11 protein-coding genes and 2 pseudogenes are annotated in these 16,386 nt (G+C 56.2%); 6 read left to right on the forward strand and 7 right to left on the reverse strand.

The genetic code is table 11. From position 1 onward, the window contains the following. Nucleotides 1-14: 14 nt before the first annotated feature. The 3 genes from ACP4CD_RS05515 to ACP4CD_RS05525 form a co-directional block, all read right to left on the reverse strand. Nucleotides 15-1,100 carry an HAD family hydrolase gene (locus ACP4CD_RS05515; protein ID WP_426993864.1) on the reverse strand — a complete coding sequence of 362 codons (1,086 nt, stop codon included), beginning with the start codon at nucleotides 1,098-1,100 and terminating at the stop codon, nucleotides 15-17. After that, the gene (locus tag ACP4CD_RS05520; RefSeq protein ID WP_426993865.1) at nucleotides 1,079-2,152 is read right to left on the reverse strand and encodes a glycosyltransferase; all 1,074 of its coding nucleotides are present in this window, start codon (nucleotides 2,150-2,152) and stop codon (nucleotides 1,079-1,081) included. Before ACP4CD_RS05520 ends, ACP4CD_RS05515 begins: the two co-directional genes overlap by 22 nt. Before the next feature lie 552 nt (nucleotides 2,153-2,704). Further along, on the reverse strand, nucleotides 2,705-4,003 hold the full coding sequence (locus ACP4CD_RS05525; protein WP_426994659.1) for an OpgC family protein: 1,299 nt from the start codon (nucleotides 4,001-4,003) through the stop codon (nucleotides 2,705-2,707). A 430-nt stretch (nucleotides 4,004-4,433) separates the two neighbouring features. On the opposite strand from ACP4CD_RS05525, the gene ACP4CD_RS05530 reads away from it, so the two are divergent. From ACP4CD_RS05530 to ACP4CD_RS05555, 6 genes and pseudogenes are all read left to right on the forward strand, one after another. Further along, the gene (locus tag ACP4CD_RS05530) at nucleotides 4,434-6,038 is read left to right on the forward strand and encodes a SulP family inorganic anion transporter (protein ID WP_426993866.1); all 1,605 of its coding nucleotides are present in this window, start codon (nucleotides 4,434-4,436) and stop codon (nucleotides 6,036-6,038) included. A 10-nt stretch (nucleotides 6,039-6,048) separates the two neighbouring features. After that, complete coding sequence (locus ACP4CD_RS05535; RefSeq protein ID WP_168030958.1) at nucleotides 6,049-6,477, forward strand: hypothetical protein; 429 nt, start codon at nucleotides 6,049-6,051, stop codon at nucleotides 6,475-6,477. Between the two features lie 83 nt (nucleotides 6,478-6,560). Continuing rightward, the gene (locus ACP4CD_RS05540) at nucleotides 6,561-6,794 is read left to right on the forward strand and encodes a FeoA family protein (RefSeq protein ID WP_064031681.1); all 234 of its coding nucleotides are present in this window, start codon (nucleotides 6,561-6,563) and stop codon (nucleotides 6,792-6,794) included. Beyond that, a pseudogene (gene feoB / locus ACP4CD_RS05545) lies at nucleotides 6,791-9,096 on the forward strand (Fe(2+) transporter permease subunit FeoB). Before ACP4CD_RS05540 ends, feoB begins: the two are co-directional and overlap by 4 nt. Continuing rightward, nucleotides 9,093-9,317, forward strand: coding sequence for a FeoC-like transcriptional regulator (locus tag ACP4CD_RS05550; protein ID WP_168030962.1), 225 nt, complete (start codon nucleotides 9,093-9,095; stop codon nucleotides 9,315-9,317). Before feoB ends, ACP4CD_RS05550 begins: the two are co-directional and overlap by 4 nt. Before the next feature lie 295 nt (nucleotides 9,318-9,612). Further along, a complete protein-coding gene (locus tag ACP4CD_RS05555; protein WP_426993867.1) occupies nucleotides 9,613-11,187 on the forward strand; it encodes a peptide chain release factor 3 in 1,575 nt (524 codons plus the stop codon). A gap of 47 nt (nucleotides 11,188-11,234) precedes the next feature. On the opposite strand, the pseudogene ACP4CD_RS05560 reads toward ACP4CD_RS05555, so the two are convergent. From ACP4CD_RS05560 to ACP4CD_RS05575, 4 genes and pseudogenes are all read right to left on the reverse strand, one after another. Further along, nucleotides 11,235-13,639 (reverse strand): annotated as a pseudogene (locus ACP4CD_RS05560) (TonB-dependent siderophore receptor). 81 nt (nucleotides 13,640-13,720) lie between these two features. Then, nucleotides 13,721-14,671 (reverse strand): FecR family protein, encoded by a 951-nt coding sequence (locus ACP4CD_RS05565; protein WP_426993868.1) that lies wholly within the window; start codon nucleotides 14,669-14,671, stop codon nucleotides 13,721-13,723. A gap of 57 nt (nucleotides 14,672-14,728) precedes the next feature. Then, nucleotides 14,729-15,235 (reverse strand): RNA polymerase sigma factor, encoded by a 507-nt coding sequence (locus ACP4CD_RS05570; RefSeq protein WP_168033383.1) that lies wholly within the window; start codon nucleotides 15,233-15,235, stop codon nucleotides 14,729-14,731. A gap of 201 nt (nucleotides 15,236-15,436) precedes the next feature. Continuing rightward, nucleotides 15,437-16,336 carry a LysR substrate-binding domain-containing protein gene (locus ACP4CD_RS05575; RefSeq protein ID WP_071156996.1) on the reverse strand — a complete coding sequence of 300 codons (900 nt, stop codon included), beginning with the start codon at nucleotides 16,334-16,336 and terminating at the stop codon, nucleotides 15,437-15,439. Between the last annotated feature and the right edge of the window lie 50 nt (nucleotides 16,337-16,386).

The raw sequence follows: 16,386 nt of genomic DNA on the forward strand, positions 1-16,386 counted from the left end.
GCGCTGACGCTCCGCTAAAGATGGAAAAAATCGTAATGTTCGATGGCCTCCAGTATGCCCCAGGCGTTGGAGTGTTCGGCGAAATAGACCTGTTCCATGTCCGATAAATTCGACAATTCCTCGCGGTGGCGGTTTGCCACCACGACGCCCAGCGTATTGCCCGCCACCATATCGGAATCGCCGCCGGAACCGCCCGTCGCCAGGATCCGCTCCAAGGGAATATCCCATTGCCGGGCGACATAACGCAATGCCTGTCCCTTGGAAGCGCGAGCCGGCACGATGTCCAAGAATTGCCCGAACGACAGCGTGGGATTCACCGACAGTTCCTTTTGGCGCAACAAAGTCAGAATCTCTTCCATCGGCGGCGCAAGCTCGCTATCGTAATAATAGGAAATCTTGAAGCGGCTCTGTTCTCGCTTGGGTTGCGGCGTCAAGCCGGGTAGCGTGCCTAGTACCCGGCGTAAGACCTGGGGCGTCCACAGATGGTCGATATGGTAGCTCCAGGCTATGTCCGCGATCAGTTGCGGCGTGAAATAGACTTCGGTACCGAGGCTGGTAATCAGAATATCCGGTACTGGAATACGATGTTTCTTAAAAATGGCTAAAACTGAATCCAGCCGTCGTCCGGTAGCAATGCCGAACAGGCATTTTTTTCGCTTTTTGCGAATCAGGCTGACAAATTGCGCCAGTCCCTCGTCGTCCCCCAGTAACGTATTATCCAGCGCGGTAAAAATAGCCTGCGACCGCAGCCGACCGGTTGTGGCGACCAGCGGTGTCTTTGGCAGACGGTCGAAATGCTGCAACAACGGCGGCACTTTTTGGAGATAGGCTTGGGCGTGCGCTTCCCACGAGTAATGACGGACGACATTCGCCAGGCCGTTAGCCGATAAGGTCCGCCAGTACTCGTCATTGTCGAGTATGCTCAGCAAGGCCTCGGCGATTGCGGATTTATCCAGCGGGTCCACCAACACGCCGTTTTGGCAGTTGCCGATGATGTCGACCGGACCGCCGTTTTCGGTGGCCACCAGCGGCAGGCCGCTGGCGGCCGCTTCCAACAGCGTCAAACCGAAGGGTTCGGTCAAAGCGGGATTAATAAACACCCCTTGGACGCCGCCGCCAGACGATAAATGTCCGCGACGTCGTCCGCCTTGTGGTGCTTGGGTAGGGCGACCCGACCGTACAGGTCATAACAATCCATGACCAGCAACAACTCGGTCAACACGCCCTGCGCTCCGTCGTCCATCTCCCGAATGTCGTCGCGGTTGCCGGCGACGATCACCAGATTGGCCTTAGCTTGCAAACGCGGCGATTCGCCGTAGGCTTCCAATAAGGTGACGATATTTTTCCGTTCGTCCGGTCGCGACAACGCCAATATCATCGGCATATCCGGTTGAGACAGGAAATTCTTGAGCGACGCTGCAAACGCGGAGCTAGCATTACTGGCGGCGGGCGGGTGAAATTGGTCGAGATCAGTACCGGGCGGTATGACGGCCATCTTTTCCGGCGTGTAGCAATCGTAAAGTTCGTATTGGTCTTCGATTTCGTTACCGGTACTGGTGATGATCAAATCGGCATTGCTCAGCGTCTCCTCTTCGGCATTGATGCGCCGCGAAATGTGGTAACGCTGCTCGATCTCCTCCATTGTCAAACCCCGCGCCAGCAACCTGCGGCACTTGTCGCGTCCCAAGGAATGGCCGGTGTGAATCAACGGCAACCCCGTCAGATGCGAAAGCCGCACGCCAACATAGCCGGCGTCGGCATAATGGCTGTGCAACACATTCGGCCAGCGCGGTTGTCCATGTAGCCAACTCAACAGATTATCGGCAAAGCTGTCGAGGTGATCCCAGAGCTCTTCCTTGCGGATGTAGCCTTCCGGGCCGGCATCGATACGAACGATTTGCGCGTTTTCCGCCAAAGCCTCGACGGATTCGGCGTAATCGCCGCCGACTTCAACGTCGACGATCCGCCGCGTCACCAAATCCACCTGCTCGACATTCGGCTGTTTTGCCAACGCCTTGGCCAGTTCCACGACGTATTTGGTCTGTCCGCCGGTATCGGCGTCGCGCCCCAGCTCCAAATCGTGACCGCGGATCAAGCCGTGTATGCTGATCAAGACGATGTACAAGGATTCGGATTTTTCATATTCCTGCATGGTTTTGCTCCATGAACGGCATGCGTCTATCGCGTCGCCCAAGACTAATGCTTACCTAAATAGAGCAATGGGCTTAGTTAATGTAGCGGTAATAACTCTTCAACAAGTTAGCTGACAGAAATGTCATGGCTATGGCAATAACCAATGCGGCGCATATATCATTATCCCCCAGTTCCTCCCCAATTCTCCGCGTGGAATCATGATAATTGCTATCGCCAAATGCACCGACCCATCGCTACTCGGAAATCACGCATCAATAAGTTTTCCGAAAATCGCGATCTCGAACAGACAGTTGGCGGATGTCGGTATCCAAGCCCACTTAGAACGACCGTAAAATGCTGCCGCTCTCGGCCAGTAACTTGACGACCTGACTCGACTCCAGCCATGCCAATAAACTAGGACCTAGGATCACCCCAGCCAGTCACTCACCCACTACAGCCGGACTTTGTAGGTGTGTAAACAATTCGCCCAACAGTCGAGTGGTCAGCAAAATAATCATCAACTGAAGGAAAAATTGATGGACAGTGTGGGCTTCCATGAGCCGATAGACCGTTAAAGCTTCTGCCGACTATCGATCAGCTTATCGGCCTCAGTTTCTGGCACGAGGACTTCGACGGGTTGTATTGACTGGTCCTTAGGAATCGTTGTCTGAGCGACCAGATCAGAACCGACTGGCCCAAGGTGTTGTCGATTTATCAATAATGCCGGAAGTACCGCCAGACCAATCAGGAAAGGCAGCGCCAATACTTGGCCGGCCCAGCGATAACGCCCCTCGAACGGCCCCGAGTCACCGTGAAATTCGCGTTGCGGCAGACCCTCGGACGTTAAGTACTTCCAGGGCTTGGTATCCAGCCAAGCCATCACTTGCCCGATTAGGAGCAACAACGCCATACCGCCCAAGTTGACCAATGCTACGGCCATAGGCGTTTCTCGACCGAACTGGTCCAGAACGATGCCGCCAGCGTAAGACAACACCATCGAGGTTAGAAAAATGGGTAAGGATTGTTGCCCCATCGTAGCGATGGCAAGAGGCAATGCAGTCGACAGCCATTGCGGACGCCAGTTGCATAGTCGGTGCATCAGGTAAGCCAGCGCGAGTAAGTGCACCCAACGCAATAAGCCGAGGTGGCTTTTGTTTAGCCACGGCTCTAATTTTGCGCGCAGTTCGCCCCAGAATAAGACTTTAGTGTAGGTGGCTTCATGTCCCAACGGAATGGACAGCAATACCAACGAAAGGCACAAACTCGCCAACCACCGATGCCTGACGCCGACGCTTAGCCAGCCGGCACCGAAAGCAAAGCCGGTGAAAAACATCAATTGCCAATTCATGGGATTGAAGTACCAGGGGCGGCCGGTCGATGGGTTGGCGGTCAGTTCCCAGCCATATTGCCAGCTTGCCCAATACAATCCCAGCGAGCAACCCAAGGCCACGGCGATGTGCAAGCGCGATAAAGCCCAAAATATTGGCAGCCACGCCATCATCACCAGATACATGGGCAGAATGTCGAAATAGTTAGGCACATAGGCCAAGGTAAACAAGTCGTAGAGTGCTTGTTCGGTCGACTCGAAAAAATAGACGATATTCAGACGTTGAATGTCATTCATTTCAGGCACCCAACGATTACCAATCACGCAAATCAAGGCCAGCAAAACGAATGACGCGAGATGCGCGCTATAAATCTGTACGCAACGGTGCAAGATGCGAATCGACCCTAGCCAAAGTCCAGCGCGTTCGAAGCAGCGGCCATAAGCCAACGCGGAAGCAAAACCTGATAGGAATACAAACACATCGGCGGCGTCGCAGAGGCTAAAGCGAGATGGGGTATACCAAAACCATGGGTTATCGGGCATGTGGTTGATGAATATCACCAGCAACGCCAAGCCCCTAAAAAGTCCAGCTGGATATTCCTTGTTGGCAGTGATTGGTTTGGCAATCCCATAAAGCCCCTGTGATTCGATAAAAAACGAGTAGACTAGCGAAGTATTTCGATTCGATCATTTTATCGTACTCGACTTTAGACATTCAGCCTCCGTTCCCGACAGGGCCGGCGGCTTTTTTGTGGGAGGCGGATTCAAAACAAAAGTGCAACACCTCGATAGTCAATCCCCCCAGTCTTGCCGGGGGCCGACCGGTTGGGCGTAAATGCCGTTGTAGATGGACTCCAGTCCGAAATCGATTCAAACGTGCGGCCCGACCGCAATTGTGGTTATCATCCCCCACTGAACGGCGCCAGCGGTTCGCGCCGCCCACGCTCACCGCCATTTATCGCATGGAGAACTCATGACCACACCAACCGCGGCAGGCAGCCGCAATCATTGGCCGGCCGACATCAGCGCCGGCTTTCAAGTGTTTTTGATCGCGCTTCCGCTTTGCCTCGGCATTGCCCTGGCTTCCGGTTTTCCGCCGCTGTCCGGGGTTATTTCGGCGATCGTCGGCGGCTTGCTGGTATCGCGGATCGGCGGGGCCCCGCTGACGATTACCGGGCCGGCGGCCGGGTTGATCGTGGTGATACTCGATGCGGCGGTCAACTTGGGCGACGGCGATCCGGCGGCCGGGTACCGTTACACCTTGGCGGCCATCGTTTGCGCCGGTTTGTTGCAAATCGCGCTGGGTTATTTGAAGGCCGGCCGTTACGCGGCTCTGTTTCCCGCGTCGGTCATTCACGGTATGTTGGCGGCGATCGGCATCATTATCATCGCCAAGCAGTTGCCGGTGATGGCCGGCGTGCAAAACCACGCGCCAGATATTTTGACGGGAATCGGCGAACTACCCCGCCAACTAATCTTTTTTGTACCGCAAATCGGACTGATCGCGCTGGCCGGCATCGCTATCCTGATCGGATGGCCGCACCTTAAGCATGGCTGGCTGCATAAATTGCCGGCACCCATCGTCGTGATCGCCTCCGGGATTTTACTGGGACAAGTGTTCGGTCTCGCCCACCCGGCGCCGCTCGACTTCCGCATGCCCGAGGATGTCGATGTCGTCAGCGATTTTCTGGTGAATATTCCGGCCGATTTCAGCCAGGCCTTCAGTTGGCCGGACTTCGGCAAAATCGCCAGCTTGGCATTTTGGCAAAGCGTGATTTCGATTTGCCTGGTTGGCAGCCTGGAAAGCCTGTTGAGCGCCGCCGCCGTCGACAAGTTGGACCCATTGCGTCGTTACTCGGACTTGAACCGCGAATTGCGAGCGATCGGCATCGCCAATACCTTGTCCGGACTCATGGGCGGCCTGCCGATGATCGCCGAAATCGTCCGCAGTTCGGCGAATATCGAGGCCGGGGCGCAAACCAGCTGGGCCAATTTTTGCCATGGCGTCTGCCTTTTGGTCTTCGTCGCGCTGTTTCCGAGCGTGATCGCGACGATACCGTTGGCGTCGCTGGCGGCGTTGTTGGTCTACACCGGTTTCCGCTTGGCGTCGCCGAAAGCCTTCGCGAAAAGCATGGACTTGGGAAAAGAACAGTTGCTGTTATTTCTACTGACGATCGCCGCGATTCTGGTCAGCAATTTGTTGGCCGGCGCGTTGGCCGGTATCGCCGCGAAAGTGGCCTTGCATGTCGGACGCGGAGTCTCGCTACGCCGCTTGCTGTCGATGTCTTACCATATCGAAACCGCAACGGACGGCACCTGGACCGTCAAGGTCAGCGGCGCGGCCTTGTTCTCGAACTTTCTAGCCCTGAAAAGCTGGCTGACCGAAATCCAAGACGGCCGAGCGCTGATCTTCGACCTTTCCGAAGCCGAGTTGATCGATCATACCGTCATGGAATTCATCGCTCAGTACCGGGAAGATTACATCGCGCAAGGCGGACGATGCGAAATCCGCGGCCTGTCCGCCACCGAGCCGCTGGGGCGAGCCGAACTGTCGGCCCGTGTCCGAAAGCCATCGTGAAACGCTAGCGATGATATTGTTTATCCGTAACGTGCCGGCCAGCACGCATTTATCGGAACTGGAAGCCTACGTGGCTCCAGCCTTGAAACGACGTTTTTTGTTCGGCGGAGGGCGCATTCTGAAAGCGGAAATCCTGGTCATTCTGGATAAAACCACCCACACGCTGGAATACCATGGTTTGGTTCATATCGACTCGGACAAGGTCGGCTTGAGAGCCATCAAATCCTTGAAGGGCCAACGCTTTAAGAACAAGTTGGTATTGGTGCGGGAATATCACAATCGCAATTGGCACAATGATCGCCGCCAGACTTACCAAGCCACACAGGCGTTGGCGGATAAACGAGTGGCCGACCGCCGGCGTGGCGCCAGCCTGGAATTCGTCAAGGACATTTCGGCCATTTTCTCGGCGCCCAAGACCGCGGCCCGCAAGTTAATCTGAATTATCGACATCCGCTTGTTACATTGCCGTGACCGTGTGTTATATTGCGGCTTAATGAGAACAGTTATTAATAAGCTTATAACATGTCGACCTATCTGAAAGCGCTCGCGGCCGGCGATACGGGCCGCATCGTCGGATTCGACCAGTCAGGCGGGGTCTACCGCAAAAAGCTGCTGGCCATGGGCTTGACGCCGGGCACCGAATTTACCATTACCCGCTTCGCGCCGATGGGCGACCCGGTCGAGATTAAAATTCGCGGCTTCTCGCTGTCGCTCCGCAAAAACGAAGCCTCGGTATTATTGATCGAGAAATTATGAGCGCGGATTTCATCGTCGGCGTCGTCGGTAATCCCAACTGCGGCAAGACCACGCTATTTAACGTTCTAACCGGCTCGCGCCAACAAGTCGGCAACTGGCCCGGCGTGACCGTCGAGAAAAAGACCGGCGAATACCGCCACCAAGGTAAGCGCATCGAACTGGTGGATTTGCCGGGCACCTACTCTCTGGAATCCGACGACGACAGTATCTCTCTCGACGAAAAAGTCGCGCGCGACTATGTCGCGTCGCGTCAGGCGCACTTAGTCATCAACATCATCGACGCCGCCAATATCGAACGCAACCTGTATCTGACCTCGCAATTGCTGGAGATGCGAGTACCGATGATCGTCGTGTTGAATATGATGGACGCGGTCAAGAAGCGCGGCATCAAAATTGACATTGAAACACTGAGCCAGCGCCTGGGCTGTCCGGTGGTGCCGGTCACCGCCGCGTCCGGCAGCGGCATCAAAGAGTTGCGCGACATCGTCAGCGCGGCCTGTCTCGATGCGCCAACCCCGAACCTGCAAGTCCAATACCAAGCCGAACTGGAAAGCGCGGTCGCCGAATTGCAAGCCCAATTGCCGATCCATCCGGAATGCGACAGCCGCTGGTTGGCATTACGGCTGTTGGAAAACGACACGCTGGCAAAACGCTTCGCCGGCCCCGATATGTTGCCCTTGGTCAATCGGCTACGCGAGCGGATCGAAGCCGAAACCGGCGACGAAATCGACATCCTCGCCGCCGACGCGCGCTACGGTCTAGTCAATCAACTGGTGCAGGCCGCGGTTTGCAAACTCAACGAAGTCTCGCGCAGTACCACCGACAAAATCGACAGCGTGGTGCTCAATCGCTTTCTTGGCATCCCGGTGTTTCTACTGGTGATGTACGCGATGTTTATGTTCACGATCAATATCGGCAGCGCCTTTGTCGATTTTTTCGATAAAGCGGTCGGTGCGTTGCTGGTGGACGGCCTCGGCGCGCAACTCACCGGCTGGCAGTGGCCGGCCTGGTTGGTGGTTTTGATTTGCAACGGCATCGGTGGCGGCATCCAAGTTGTGTCGACCTTTATTCCCATCGTCGGCTTTCTGTTCATTTTCCTGTCGGCGTTGGAAGACTCCGGCTACATGTCGCGCGCCGCCTTCGTAATGGACCGTTTTATGTGCATCCTCGGTCTGCCCGGTAAATCCTTCGTGCCAATGATTGTCGGTTTCGGTTGCAACGTGCCGGCCATAATCGCTACCCGAACGCTGGACAACCAACGCGACCGGGTTCTGACCAATTTGATGAACCCGTTCATGTCTTGCGGCGCCAGACTGCCGGTGTATGCGCTGTTCGCTGCGGCTTTTTTCCGGTCGGCGGCCAAAATTTAGTCTTCGGACTTTACTTATTCGGCATCGCCGTCGCGGTCGCGACCGGCCTGATCATGCGCCATACCTTGTTGCGCGGTGCCCCCACCCCGTTTCTGATGGAACTGCCCGCGTATCACCTGCCGACGCTACAAGGTATTTACACCAAAACCTGGGAGCGTCTGAAAACCTTCATCGTCAACGCCGGCAAAATCATCGTGCCGATGGTTCTGGTGCTGAACGTACTGAATTCGCTCGGTAGCGACGGCAGTTTCGGCCGCGAAAACAGCGACCAATCGATACTGAGCGGTATCGGCAAGTCGCTGACGCCGCTGTTCGGCCCGCTCGGCATCGCCGAAGACAACTGGCCTGCGACGGTCGGTATTTTTACCGGCGTGTTGGCCAAGGAAGCCGTGGTCGGCACCTTGGACGCTCTCTACAGCCAAATGGCGGCCGGCGCGGATAACAGCGAGGATGCCGAATTCGACCTCGGCACCGCATTGCGCGAAGCGTTGCAAACCGTCCCGGACAATTTGGCCGCGGTCGCCGATCGCTTGCTGGACCCGTTGGGCCTCGGTATCGCGACCAGTGCCGACCAAGCCGAAGCCGCCGAGAAACAACAGGTTAAACTGGATACCTTCGCGGTCATGCAAAGTCATTTCGACGGTAAGATCGGCGCGTTCGCCTACTTGGTATTCATCCTGCTTTACGCACCCTGCGTCGCCGCGACGGCGGCGATCTACAAAGAAACCAACGGCGGGTGGGCCCTGTTTACCGTATGCTGGACTACCTTCATCGCCTATCTTTCCGCGACGTTGTTTTACCAAATCATGACTTACGACCAGCATCCGCAGGCTACGTTAAGCTGGTTGTCCGGATTGACACTGGTCTTCCTGAGCATACTGGCCGGCCTGCGCTACGTCGGCAATCACCAAACCGAAGGAGTTCCGCCATGATCCTGTCCGACCTGCGCGGTTATTTACAGCAGCGGCAACGCGCCACGCTGAACGACATGGTCCTGCATTTCCATATGGACGCAGACGCATTACGCGGCATGCTCGGAAAATGGATCAGTAAAGGCAAGGTCAGACTGAGCGGCAACGGCTCGAACTGTGCCAGCGGCAATTGCTGTAAATGCGATCCGCTACTGACCGAAATTTACGAATGGGTAGACTGAGGTCGACTCAGCGCTGAACGCTACGCGCATAGCGCAACCGCTCCCAGGACGCGCTCATCCCTCTGCTGATTATCCATCCTCCGCATCTTTGCGAATCCCCGACCCAGGTTCAATCAAACGGAAACCGAATCCCGAGCAAACGTCACATTTCACGGCCTCTCAGCGTCGAAACCGCCGCGCTCGAACCGGGCTTGCTGCAAATTAAGATACAATACGCTGTTACGCGCGGAGGTTTCTGGCCACTGTGTCGCACGACCTCCAGCGAACGTTATTGATTTTTCCGACCTAAAACCGCATGCAAGCCACCGAATACAAGCGTAGACGCACTTTTGCCATCATCTCCCACCCCGACGCCGGCAAAACCACCATCACCGAAAAACTGCTGCTGTTCGGCGGCGCCATTCAGCTGGCCGGTTCGGTCAAGGGCCGCAAGGCCGCGCGGCATGCGACTTCGGACTGGATGGAGATGGAAAAGGAACGCGGCATTTCGGTCACCACGTCGGTCATGCAGTTCGAACACAACGGCGCCATCGTCAATCTGCTGGATACGCCGGGCCACGAAGACTTCTCGGAAGACACTTACCGCACGCTGACCGCGGTCGATTCGGCGCTGATGGTCATCGACGTCGCCAAGGGTGTCGAGGACAGGACCATCAAGCTGATGGAAGTCTGCCGCTTGCGCGATACGCCTATCCTGACCTTCATCAACAAGCTGGACCGCGAGGGTCGCGAGCCGATCGAGCTATTGGACGAAGTGGAAAGCGTGTTGAAGATCGAATGCGCGCCGATGACCTGGCCTATCGGCATGGGCAAACGTTTCAAGGGCGTTTATCAGCTATACAAAGACGAGATTTTGCTGTTCAACCCGCAGCATGGCGGCAGGATCGCCGATTCCACGCTGATCAAGGGCTTGAACAATCCGCATCTGGACGAGTTGCTCGGCCTGCAGGCCGACGAATTGCGCGACGAAATCGATCTGGTCAAGGGCGCCAGCCACGAATTCGACCACGCCAAATATTTGCGCGGCGAGCAGACGCCGGTGTTTTTCGGATCGGCGATCAATAACTTCGGCATCGTCGAATTGCTGGACGCCTTCGCCGAATACGCGCCGCCGCCGCGCCCGCGCCAAGCCGAGCAACGCTTGGTGGAGCCGAGCGAAGATAAATTCACCGGCTTCGTGTTCAAGATCCAGGCCAATATGGACCCGGCTCACCGCGACCGGGTTGCCTTCATGCGCATCAGCTCAGGCAAGTTCGACAAAGGCATGAAGATGCATCACGTGCGCATCGGCAAGAGCATCCAGGTTGCCAATGCGATCACTTTTCAAGCCGACAGCCGCAAGAACGTCGAGGAAGCCTATCCCGGCGATATCATCGGCTTGCATAACCACGGCACCATTCAGGTCGGCGACACCTTCACCCAGGGCGAAAACTTGAAATTCGGCGGCATCCCCTACTTCGCGCCGGAACTGTTCCGCCGCGTGGTGTTGAAGGATCCCTTGCGGGCTAAGGCGCTGCAAAAAGGTTTGGTGCAATTGACCGAGGAAGGCGCGACCCAGCTATTCAAACCATTGAAAAACAACGACTTGATTCTCGGCGCGGTCGGCATCCTGCAATTCGACGTCACGGCCCACCGTTTGAAGCACGAATACAATGTCGAATGCGTCTACGACGCCTCGCCGATCAACACCGTGCGCTGGATCAGCTCGAACAATCCGGCCAAACTGGAAGAATTCAAGAACAAGGCCTTCGAAAATCTAGCCGAGGACGGCGGCGGTTATTTGGTGTACCTGGCGACCAGCCGGGTCAACCTGCAACTGACCGAGGAGCGCTGGCCGGACATTCATTTCAGCGCGACCAGAGAGCTTTAACGCGCCACCAGCCGGGCAGCGAATCCGCCCGGCTGGCCGATCTCCGCTTAATACTCGATCTTTACCGCCCCCATGAAGGTACGCGGATTGCCGTAATAGGTTGGGCCGTAGCTGTAAATCGACTGGTAATAGGTTTTATCCAGCAAGTTGTCGACATTGAGCTGTGCGGTCAGTTTGGTTTTACCGACCTGCCAGGCCTTGCTGGTCATCAGATTCATCGTCACGTAGCCCGGCGCCTGGGCGCCCTCGTAATAACCGATTTCCCGTTGACTGACGGCCTGCATGCCGGCACCGAATTTCAGTCCCTTCAAATACTCGCCTTGCTGAAACTCGTAGGTCGTCCACAAACTGCCGTTGTGCTTGGGCGCGTTGTTCAAGCGGTTGCCGACCACGGTCGGATCGGTTTCGTCCTTGATGCTTTTGGCGAACGGCATGTAGGAATAGGCGCCGATCACATTCCAGCCAGGAACGATCTCCCCGCTGACGTCGAATTCGATGCCGCGGGTTTCCGCTTCGCCCACCGCGCGCGATAAGGCCAGATAGGTCGCGATAGGTGCGTTGCGCTTGGTCAAGTCGTAGTAAGCCAGCGTCGCGCTGAAACGGCCGTCGAACAATTCGGTTTTTGCACCGACTTCCCATTGATCGGCGGTTTGGGCCGGTAGCGGCTTACCGTCGCGCCCCCAAAATTCGGCGCCCCGAAATTTTCGGTGTAACTGCCGTAAAGCGAAAACTCCGGTATCGGTTGCCAGACCACGCCGCCGCGCGGCGATACCCGCTCCGACGTTTGTTCGGGCGACTGGCCCGAACCAAACTCCCCGTAGCTGCTGTAAATCACATTGGCATTGTCATAGCGCAGGCCGGCCATCACATGAAAATGGTAAGGCAATTCGATTTGGTCCTGGGCGTACAAGCCGAACCAGGGTACGGTTGAGTTCGAATAGGTCACGTCGCTCGGCAACAGTGTCGGTGGAGTGGCGCGGTGAGTCGGCCGGTAGATATTGCTGATGTCGTACAAATCGCCGTTAAACCCGAACCCGGCCATCGAAACCCGATAATCGGTGCGATAGTAATCGCCGCCAATCAGCAGATTGTGCTTCAAAAACGCCGTATCGAATTTGCCGTTCAATTCCAGCGCATTGAAAAAATTGTACTGATAGTCCTGACCGTCGGTATTCTGACCGAAAAATGCCCGGCCGACATCGCCGGTCGCCGGATCGGCGACCGATCCGTGAATCGCCGACATGGTCAGATTGTAATTCTTGAAATTGAAGCGGTGCCGTAGACTCCAGCGGTCGTTGAAGGCGTGCTCGGTGTGCAGCGCCAGCATCACGTATTCGTCTTGCTGATAGTTCCAGGCATCGCCCAGATTCCGCTCGCGAGCGATTGGCGCGGGTCGATTACCCATTACTGGTACCGTGCCATTGCCGAATTCCTTGATGTCGCTATATTCGAGCTTGATCGTCGACACCGTGTTGTCGCTGATATTCCAGCGCAAGGTCGGCGCGACCATCAAACGTTCGTTGCCGCCGAATTCCTGAAAGGTATGGTTGCTTTGATAGCCCAGATTGAAACGGTAGGCGAGCGTCTTATCGGCGTTCAGCGGCCCGGTCGCATCGACGCTGGTCCGGTACATGTCGAACGAACCGAATTGCTGGCGCAGGCTGTAATACGGTGTATCCAGCGGTTGCTTGGTGACGAAGTTGACGATGCCGCCGGGTTCGGTCCGGCCGTAAAGTATCGAGCCCGGACCTTTCAGCACTTCCACGCGCTCGACGTTTTCCAAATCCTCGGTGTGAGCGTACTCGCCCTGACTCAACACCCCGTCGCGATAGTTAATATAACTGCCGAAACCACGGATGAAGAAAGTGCCGCTGCCGCCCAAGCCGTTGCTGACGCCGCTGACATTTCTCAGTGCCTGATCGATCGTGATGGCCTGTTGGTCTTTCAGTACTGCATTCGGCACGACTTTGACCGACAGCGGCGTTTGCATCAACGGCGTGTCGGTCTTGGTCGCGGTGGTGGCGTTGTGGCGGTTATAGTCGATGTTATAAGGATCTTCGCCCTCGAAAAACGGATTGCTGGATTTACCGACGACGTTAATCGCCGGTAACGCGGTCGGCTCATCGCGCTGGTTGAGCGCCTGGCGTTGAATCAGCACGTTGCCGTCGGCGGTCAAACGGTAAGTCAAGCCGCTTCCGGACAACAGCTTTGACAATGCCGCCTCCGGCGAAAATTGACCGGATAATCCGCCGCTGCGTAAACCGTTGGCGATTTCCGCATCGTAAATCAGTTGCAGGCCGCCGACTTCGGCCAGTTGATTCAACGCAACCGCAAGCGGCCCCGCCGCGATCCGGTATTCCCGGACCGCTGATTCGGCAACGGCGCCTCCGGCTACCGCCGAGCCGACAACCAACAGCACGCTGGCGGTTTTAAAGGTATCGTGCACTGACATTGTGTTCCCTCTCCAAGTGTTTTAACGATTAGTAACAGCTATGACGCACTAGTCAGCCAAAACAGGAGGTCGGGAAATTTTTTAACGATGCAGCAAAATCAGATAGTCGCCGAAGTGGGTAGTATGCAATTGCAGCGCGGTTTCCAGCGCGGCAATCGCGGCGAGTGGATCGTCGATCCGAAACACGCCGTTGACCCGGCGTTGGCGAAGGTCGGCGTCCTGAATCAGCAAGACGCCGGGGTAATAATGAGCCAGTTCGGCGACGACTTCGTCGAGCGGACGATTCTGAAAAACCAATCGGTGGCGGCGCCAAGCGGTCGCGGCGCCGATGTCGGCCGCTTTTGCTTGACTCAGCCCGTGTTCTGCATCGTAACCGGCCGCCAGGCCTTCGTCGATCTCGGCCGTTTGTCGGCCGTTGCCAAATTCCACCCACACGCGGTGTTCGGTCACCGTGACTTCGGCGCCCTCCTCGGCCAATTTGACGTTGAACGCGGTGCCCAACGCGGTGACGCTGCCGCCGGCTGCGTATACTCGAAACGGCCGGTTACGGTCCGGACTGACTTCGAACGCTGCCTCGCCCCGCAGCAGGTGCAATTCACGGCGCGTTTCATCGATTTGAACATCGACGGCGGATGCGCGGTTCAAATGCACCGTGGAACCGTCACTGAGCGTGAAGCTGCGAATCTCACCGCGACCGGTCTGCAAATCGGCGTTCCAGAGTTGTAAGTAAGGACTGAGCCAGATCGCCGCCAAGCTTGCGGCCAACGCCAATCCGAAAATCAGCGGAGCGAGAGCCCGCTTAGCCGGCGGTTTCGACTTCGGCGCCACCGACGTCTCAACCTTTGCCAAACCATCCAGTTCGCCCCACAAATTTTCAAGTTCGCTATAGGCCAAACGATGCTCCAAAGACGCATTCAACCAGCGCTGAAATTCCTTAAGCTCGTTTTCGTCCATGCTTCCGCCATCCAGACGCGCCCACCAATCGGCAGCCTGTTCACGAATTGTCGCGGAGTTTTGGGCGGGTGCGGGCATGGTTAGAAAGGTTAAAACCCGAAATTCAATAGGCGATAAGCGGCAACACCGGGAACACTAATCATCATCGACTTGCTGCAGCGCCAGCAAGGCATTGCGCAAATGTTTTTCGACCATGTTACGCGAAATGCCCAAACGCTCGGCGATTTCCGCCTGACTCAACTCTTCGAATTTTCGCATCTCGAAGACTCTTCGGCATTTCGGCGGTAAGCCTTCCACTGCAGCCGCCAAGCGCCCTAAGCGTTGGCGGGCCGCTAACAGACGGTCCGGCTGGCGCGCTTCGGTCTCCGCTACCCAATCCGGTAATTCGTCGGATTTAGCCAAGTATCGGTCGCGCACCGCATCGCGCCGCTCGTAATCGGTCGCAAGATTGGCCGCGATCCGATGCATTAGCGCTCGCGGATTGTCGGCCGCACGCCATAGGTCGCCGCTCAGCATGCGCTGATAGGTTTCTTGAACGATGTCGGCCGCCATGTCCCAGCAACCGCAGCGCCTGAACATAACGCGCCGCAGCTCTGCGTCGTAGCGGACGATTAAGTGCTGAATATCCAGGGTATCAGTCATCGAAAACAGCAGGGAAAGAGAGTTGGCCCCTAACAACAAATTCGATGCCGTTTTATTGTCAGCCCCGCGCAATCAATGCCTTGAGTCGAAAACACCGCGCTCTAACCGCATGCTCTTAACGCGGAATGCGGCATTTCACTCATCTTATCCGAGTTATTTAACAAAGTTTAATAGATATAACCGACCCTCTATAACCAACCCTCAATCGGATTTGGTCGCGGCCTCCGCCAGTAACTCGTCTATGAAATACTGACAATACGACGGCAAATACAATTGCCGCAAATACGCAATCTTAGTGGTCGAACTCGGGATCAAATCCATCAGACTGCGAGCCACCAAATCCGCGTCCTTGACGGGCTCGTAGGACGTGCCGGCGATGATACCGACGCCCATGCCCAGCCGCACGTAAGTCTTGATGACGTCGGAGTCGGCCGCGGCCAAGTTGATGTCCAACGGCAAATGCGCGTTAACGAAGGCTTTCTCGATCGCCGACCGTCCGGTAAACCCCGGCGTATAGGTCAAAATAGGTTCGGCCGACAGTCGTTGCAAGGTGATATCGCCTTCGGCCAACGGATGGCCTTTAGGCACCACCGCAACATGGTGCCAGTGATAACAGGGCTTGACCACCAATTTGTCGTCTTCCGCCAGTCTTTCGGTACAAATCGCAATATCCGCCTTGTGCTGATGGAGTAAATCGATCAGGTTGTCGGGTGACGATTGCACCATGTAAATCTTAATGCCCGGGTAACGTAAACGGAACCGGGCAATCGGCCCAGGCAGCAGATACTTGGCCTGAGTATGGGTAGTTGCTATATGCAGCGTGCCGCTACTGCTGTCGAGGAAATCGTCGGCAATCAGTTGGATATTTTTCTTGGCCTGATTAATCAAATCCACTTCCGCCATGATGCGCTCGCCCAACGGCGTTAGGCCGATCAACTTTTTACCCTGCCGGGCAAATAATGGCGAACCCAACTCGGCTTCGAATAATTGTAATTGCCTGCTTACCGCCGATTGCACCACGTGCATCTTATCCGCCGCCCGGCTCAGATTGAAGCCGGTCTCATGCAGCGTGCGCAACAACTCAAGTTGGTTTAGATTCATGCAGCTAACCTTGTTCTAACGTCAAGCAATTTCGGAAAATCCCACTATAC

The sequence above is a fragment of the Methylomonas stagni genome (genome assembly GCF_050154735.1).
Lineage (GTDB): Bacteria > Pseudomonadota > Gammaproteobacteria > Methylococcales > Methylomonadaceae > Methylomonas > Methylomonas koyamae_A.

Coding starts and splice junctions, on each gene's coding strand:
- ACP4CD_RS05520 (WP_426993865.1), bottom strand. CDS start 2,152: ATGCAGGAATATGAAAAATCCGAATCCTTGTACATCGTCTTGATCAGC.
- ACP4CD_RS05525 (WP_426994659.1), bottom strand. CDS start 4,003: ATGCCCGATAACCCATGGTTTTGGTATACCCCATCTCGCTTTAGCCTC.
- ACP4CD_RS05530 (WP_426993866.1), top strand. CDS start 4,434: ATGACCACACCAACCGCGGCAGGCAGCCGCAATCATTGGCCGGCCGAC.
- ACP4CD_RS05535 (WP_168030958.1), top strand. CDS start 6,049: ATGATATTGTTTATCCGTAACGTGCCGGCCAGCACGCATTTATCGGAA.
- ACP4CD_RS05540 (WP_064031681.1), top strand. CDS start 6,561: ATGTCGACCTATCTGAAAGCGCTCGCGGCCGGCGATACGGGCCGCATC.
- ACP4CD_RS05550 (WP_168030962.1), top strand. CDS start 9,093: ATGATCCTGTCCGACCTGCGCGGTTATTTACAGCAGCGGCAACGCGCC.
- ACP4CD_RS05555 (WP_426993867.1), top strand. CDS start 9,613: ATGCAAGCCACCGAATACAAGCGTAGACGCACTTTTGCCATCATCTCC.
- ACP4CD_RS05565 (WP_426993868.1), bottom strand. CDS start 14,671: ATGCCCGCACCCGCCCAAAACTCCGCGACAATTCGTGAACAGGCTGCC.
- ACP4CD_RS05570 (WP_168033383.1), bottom strand. CDS start 15,235: ATGACTGATACCCTGGATATTCAGCACTTAATCGTCCGCTACGACGCA.
- ACP4CD_RS05575 (WP_071156996.1), bottom strand. CDS start 16,336: ATGAATCTAAACCAACTTGAGTTGTTGCGCACGCTGCATGAGACCGGC.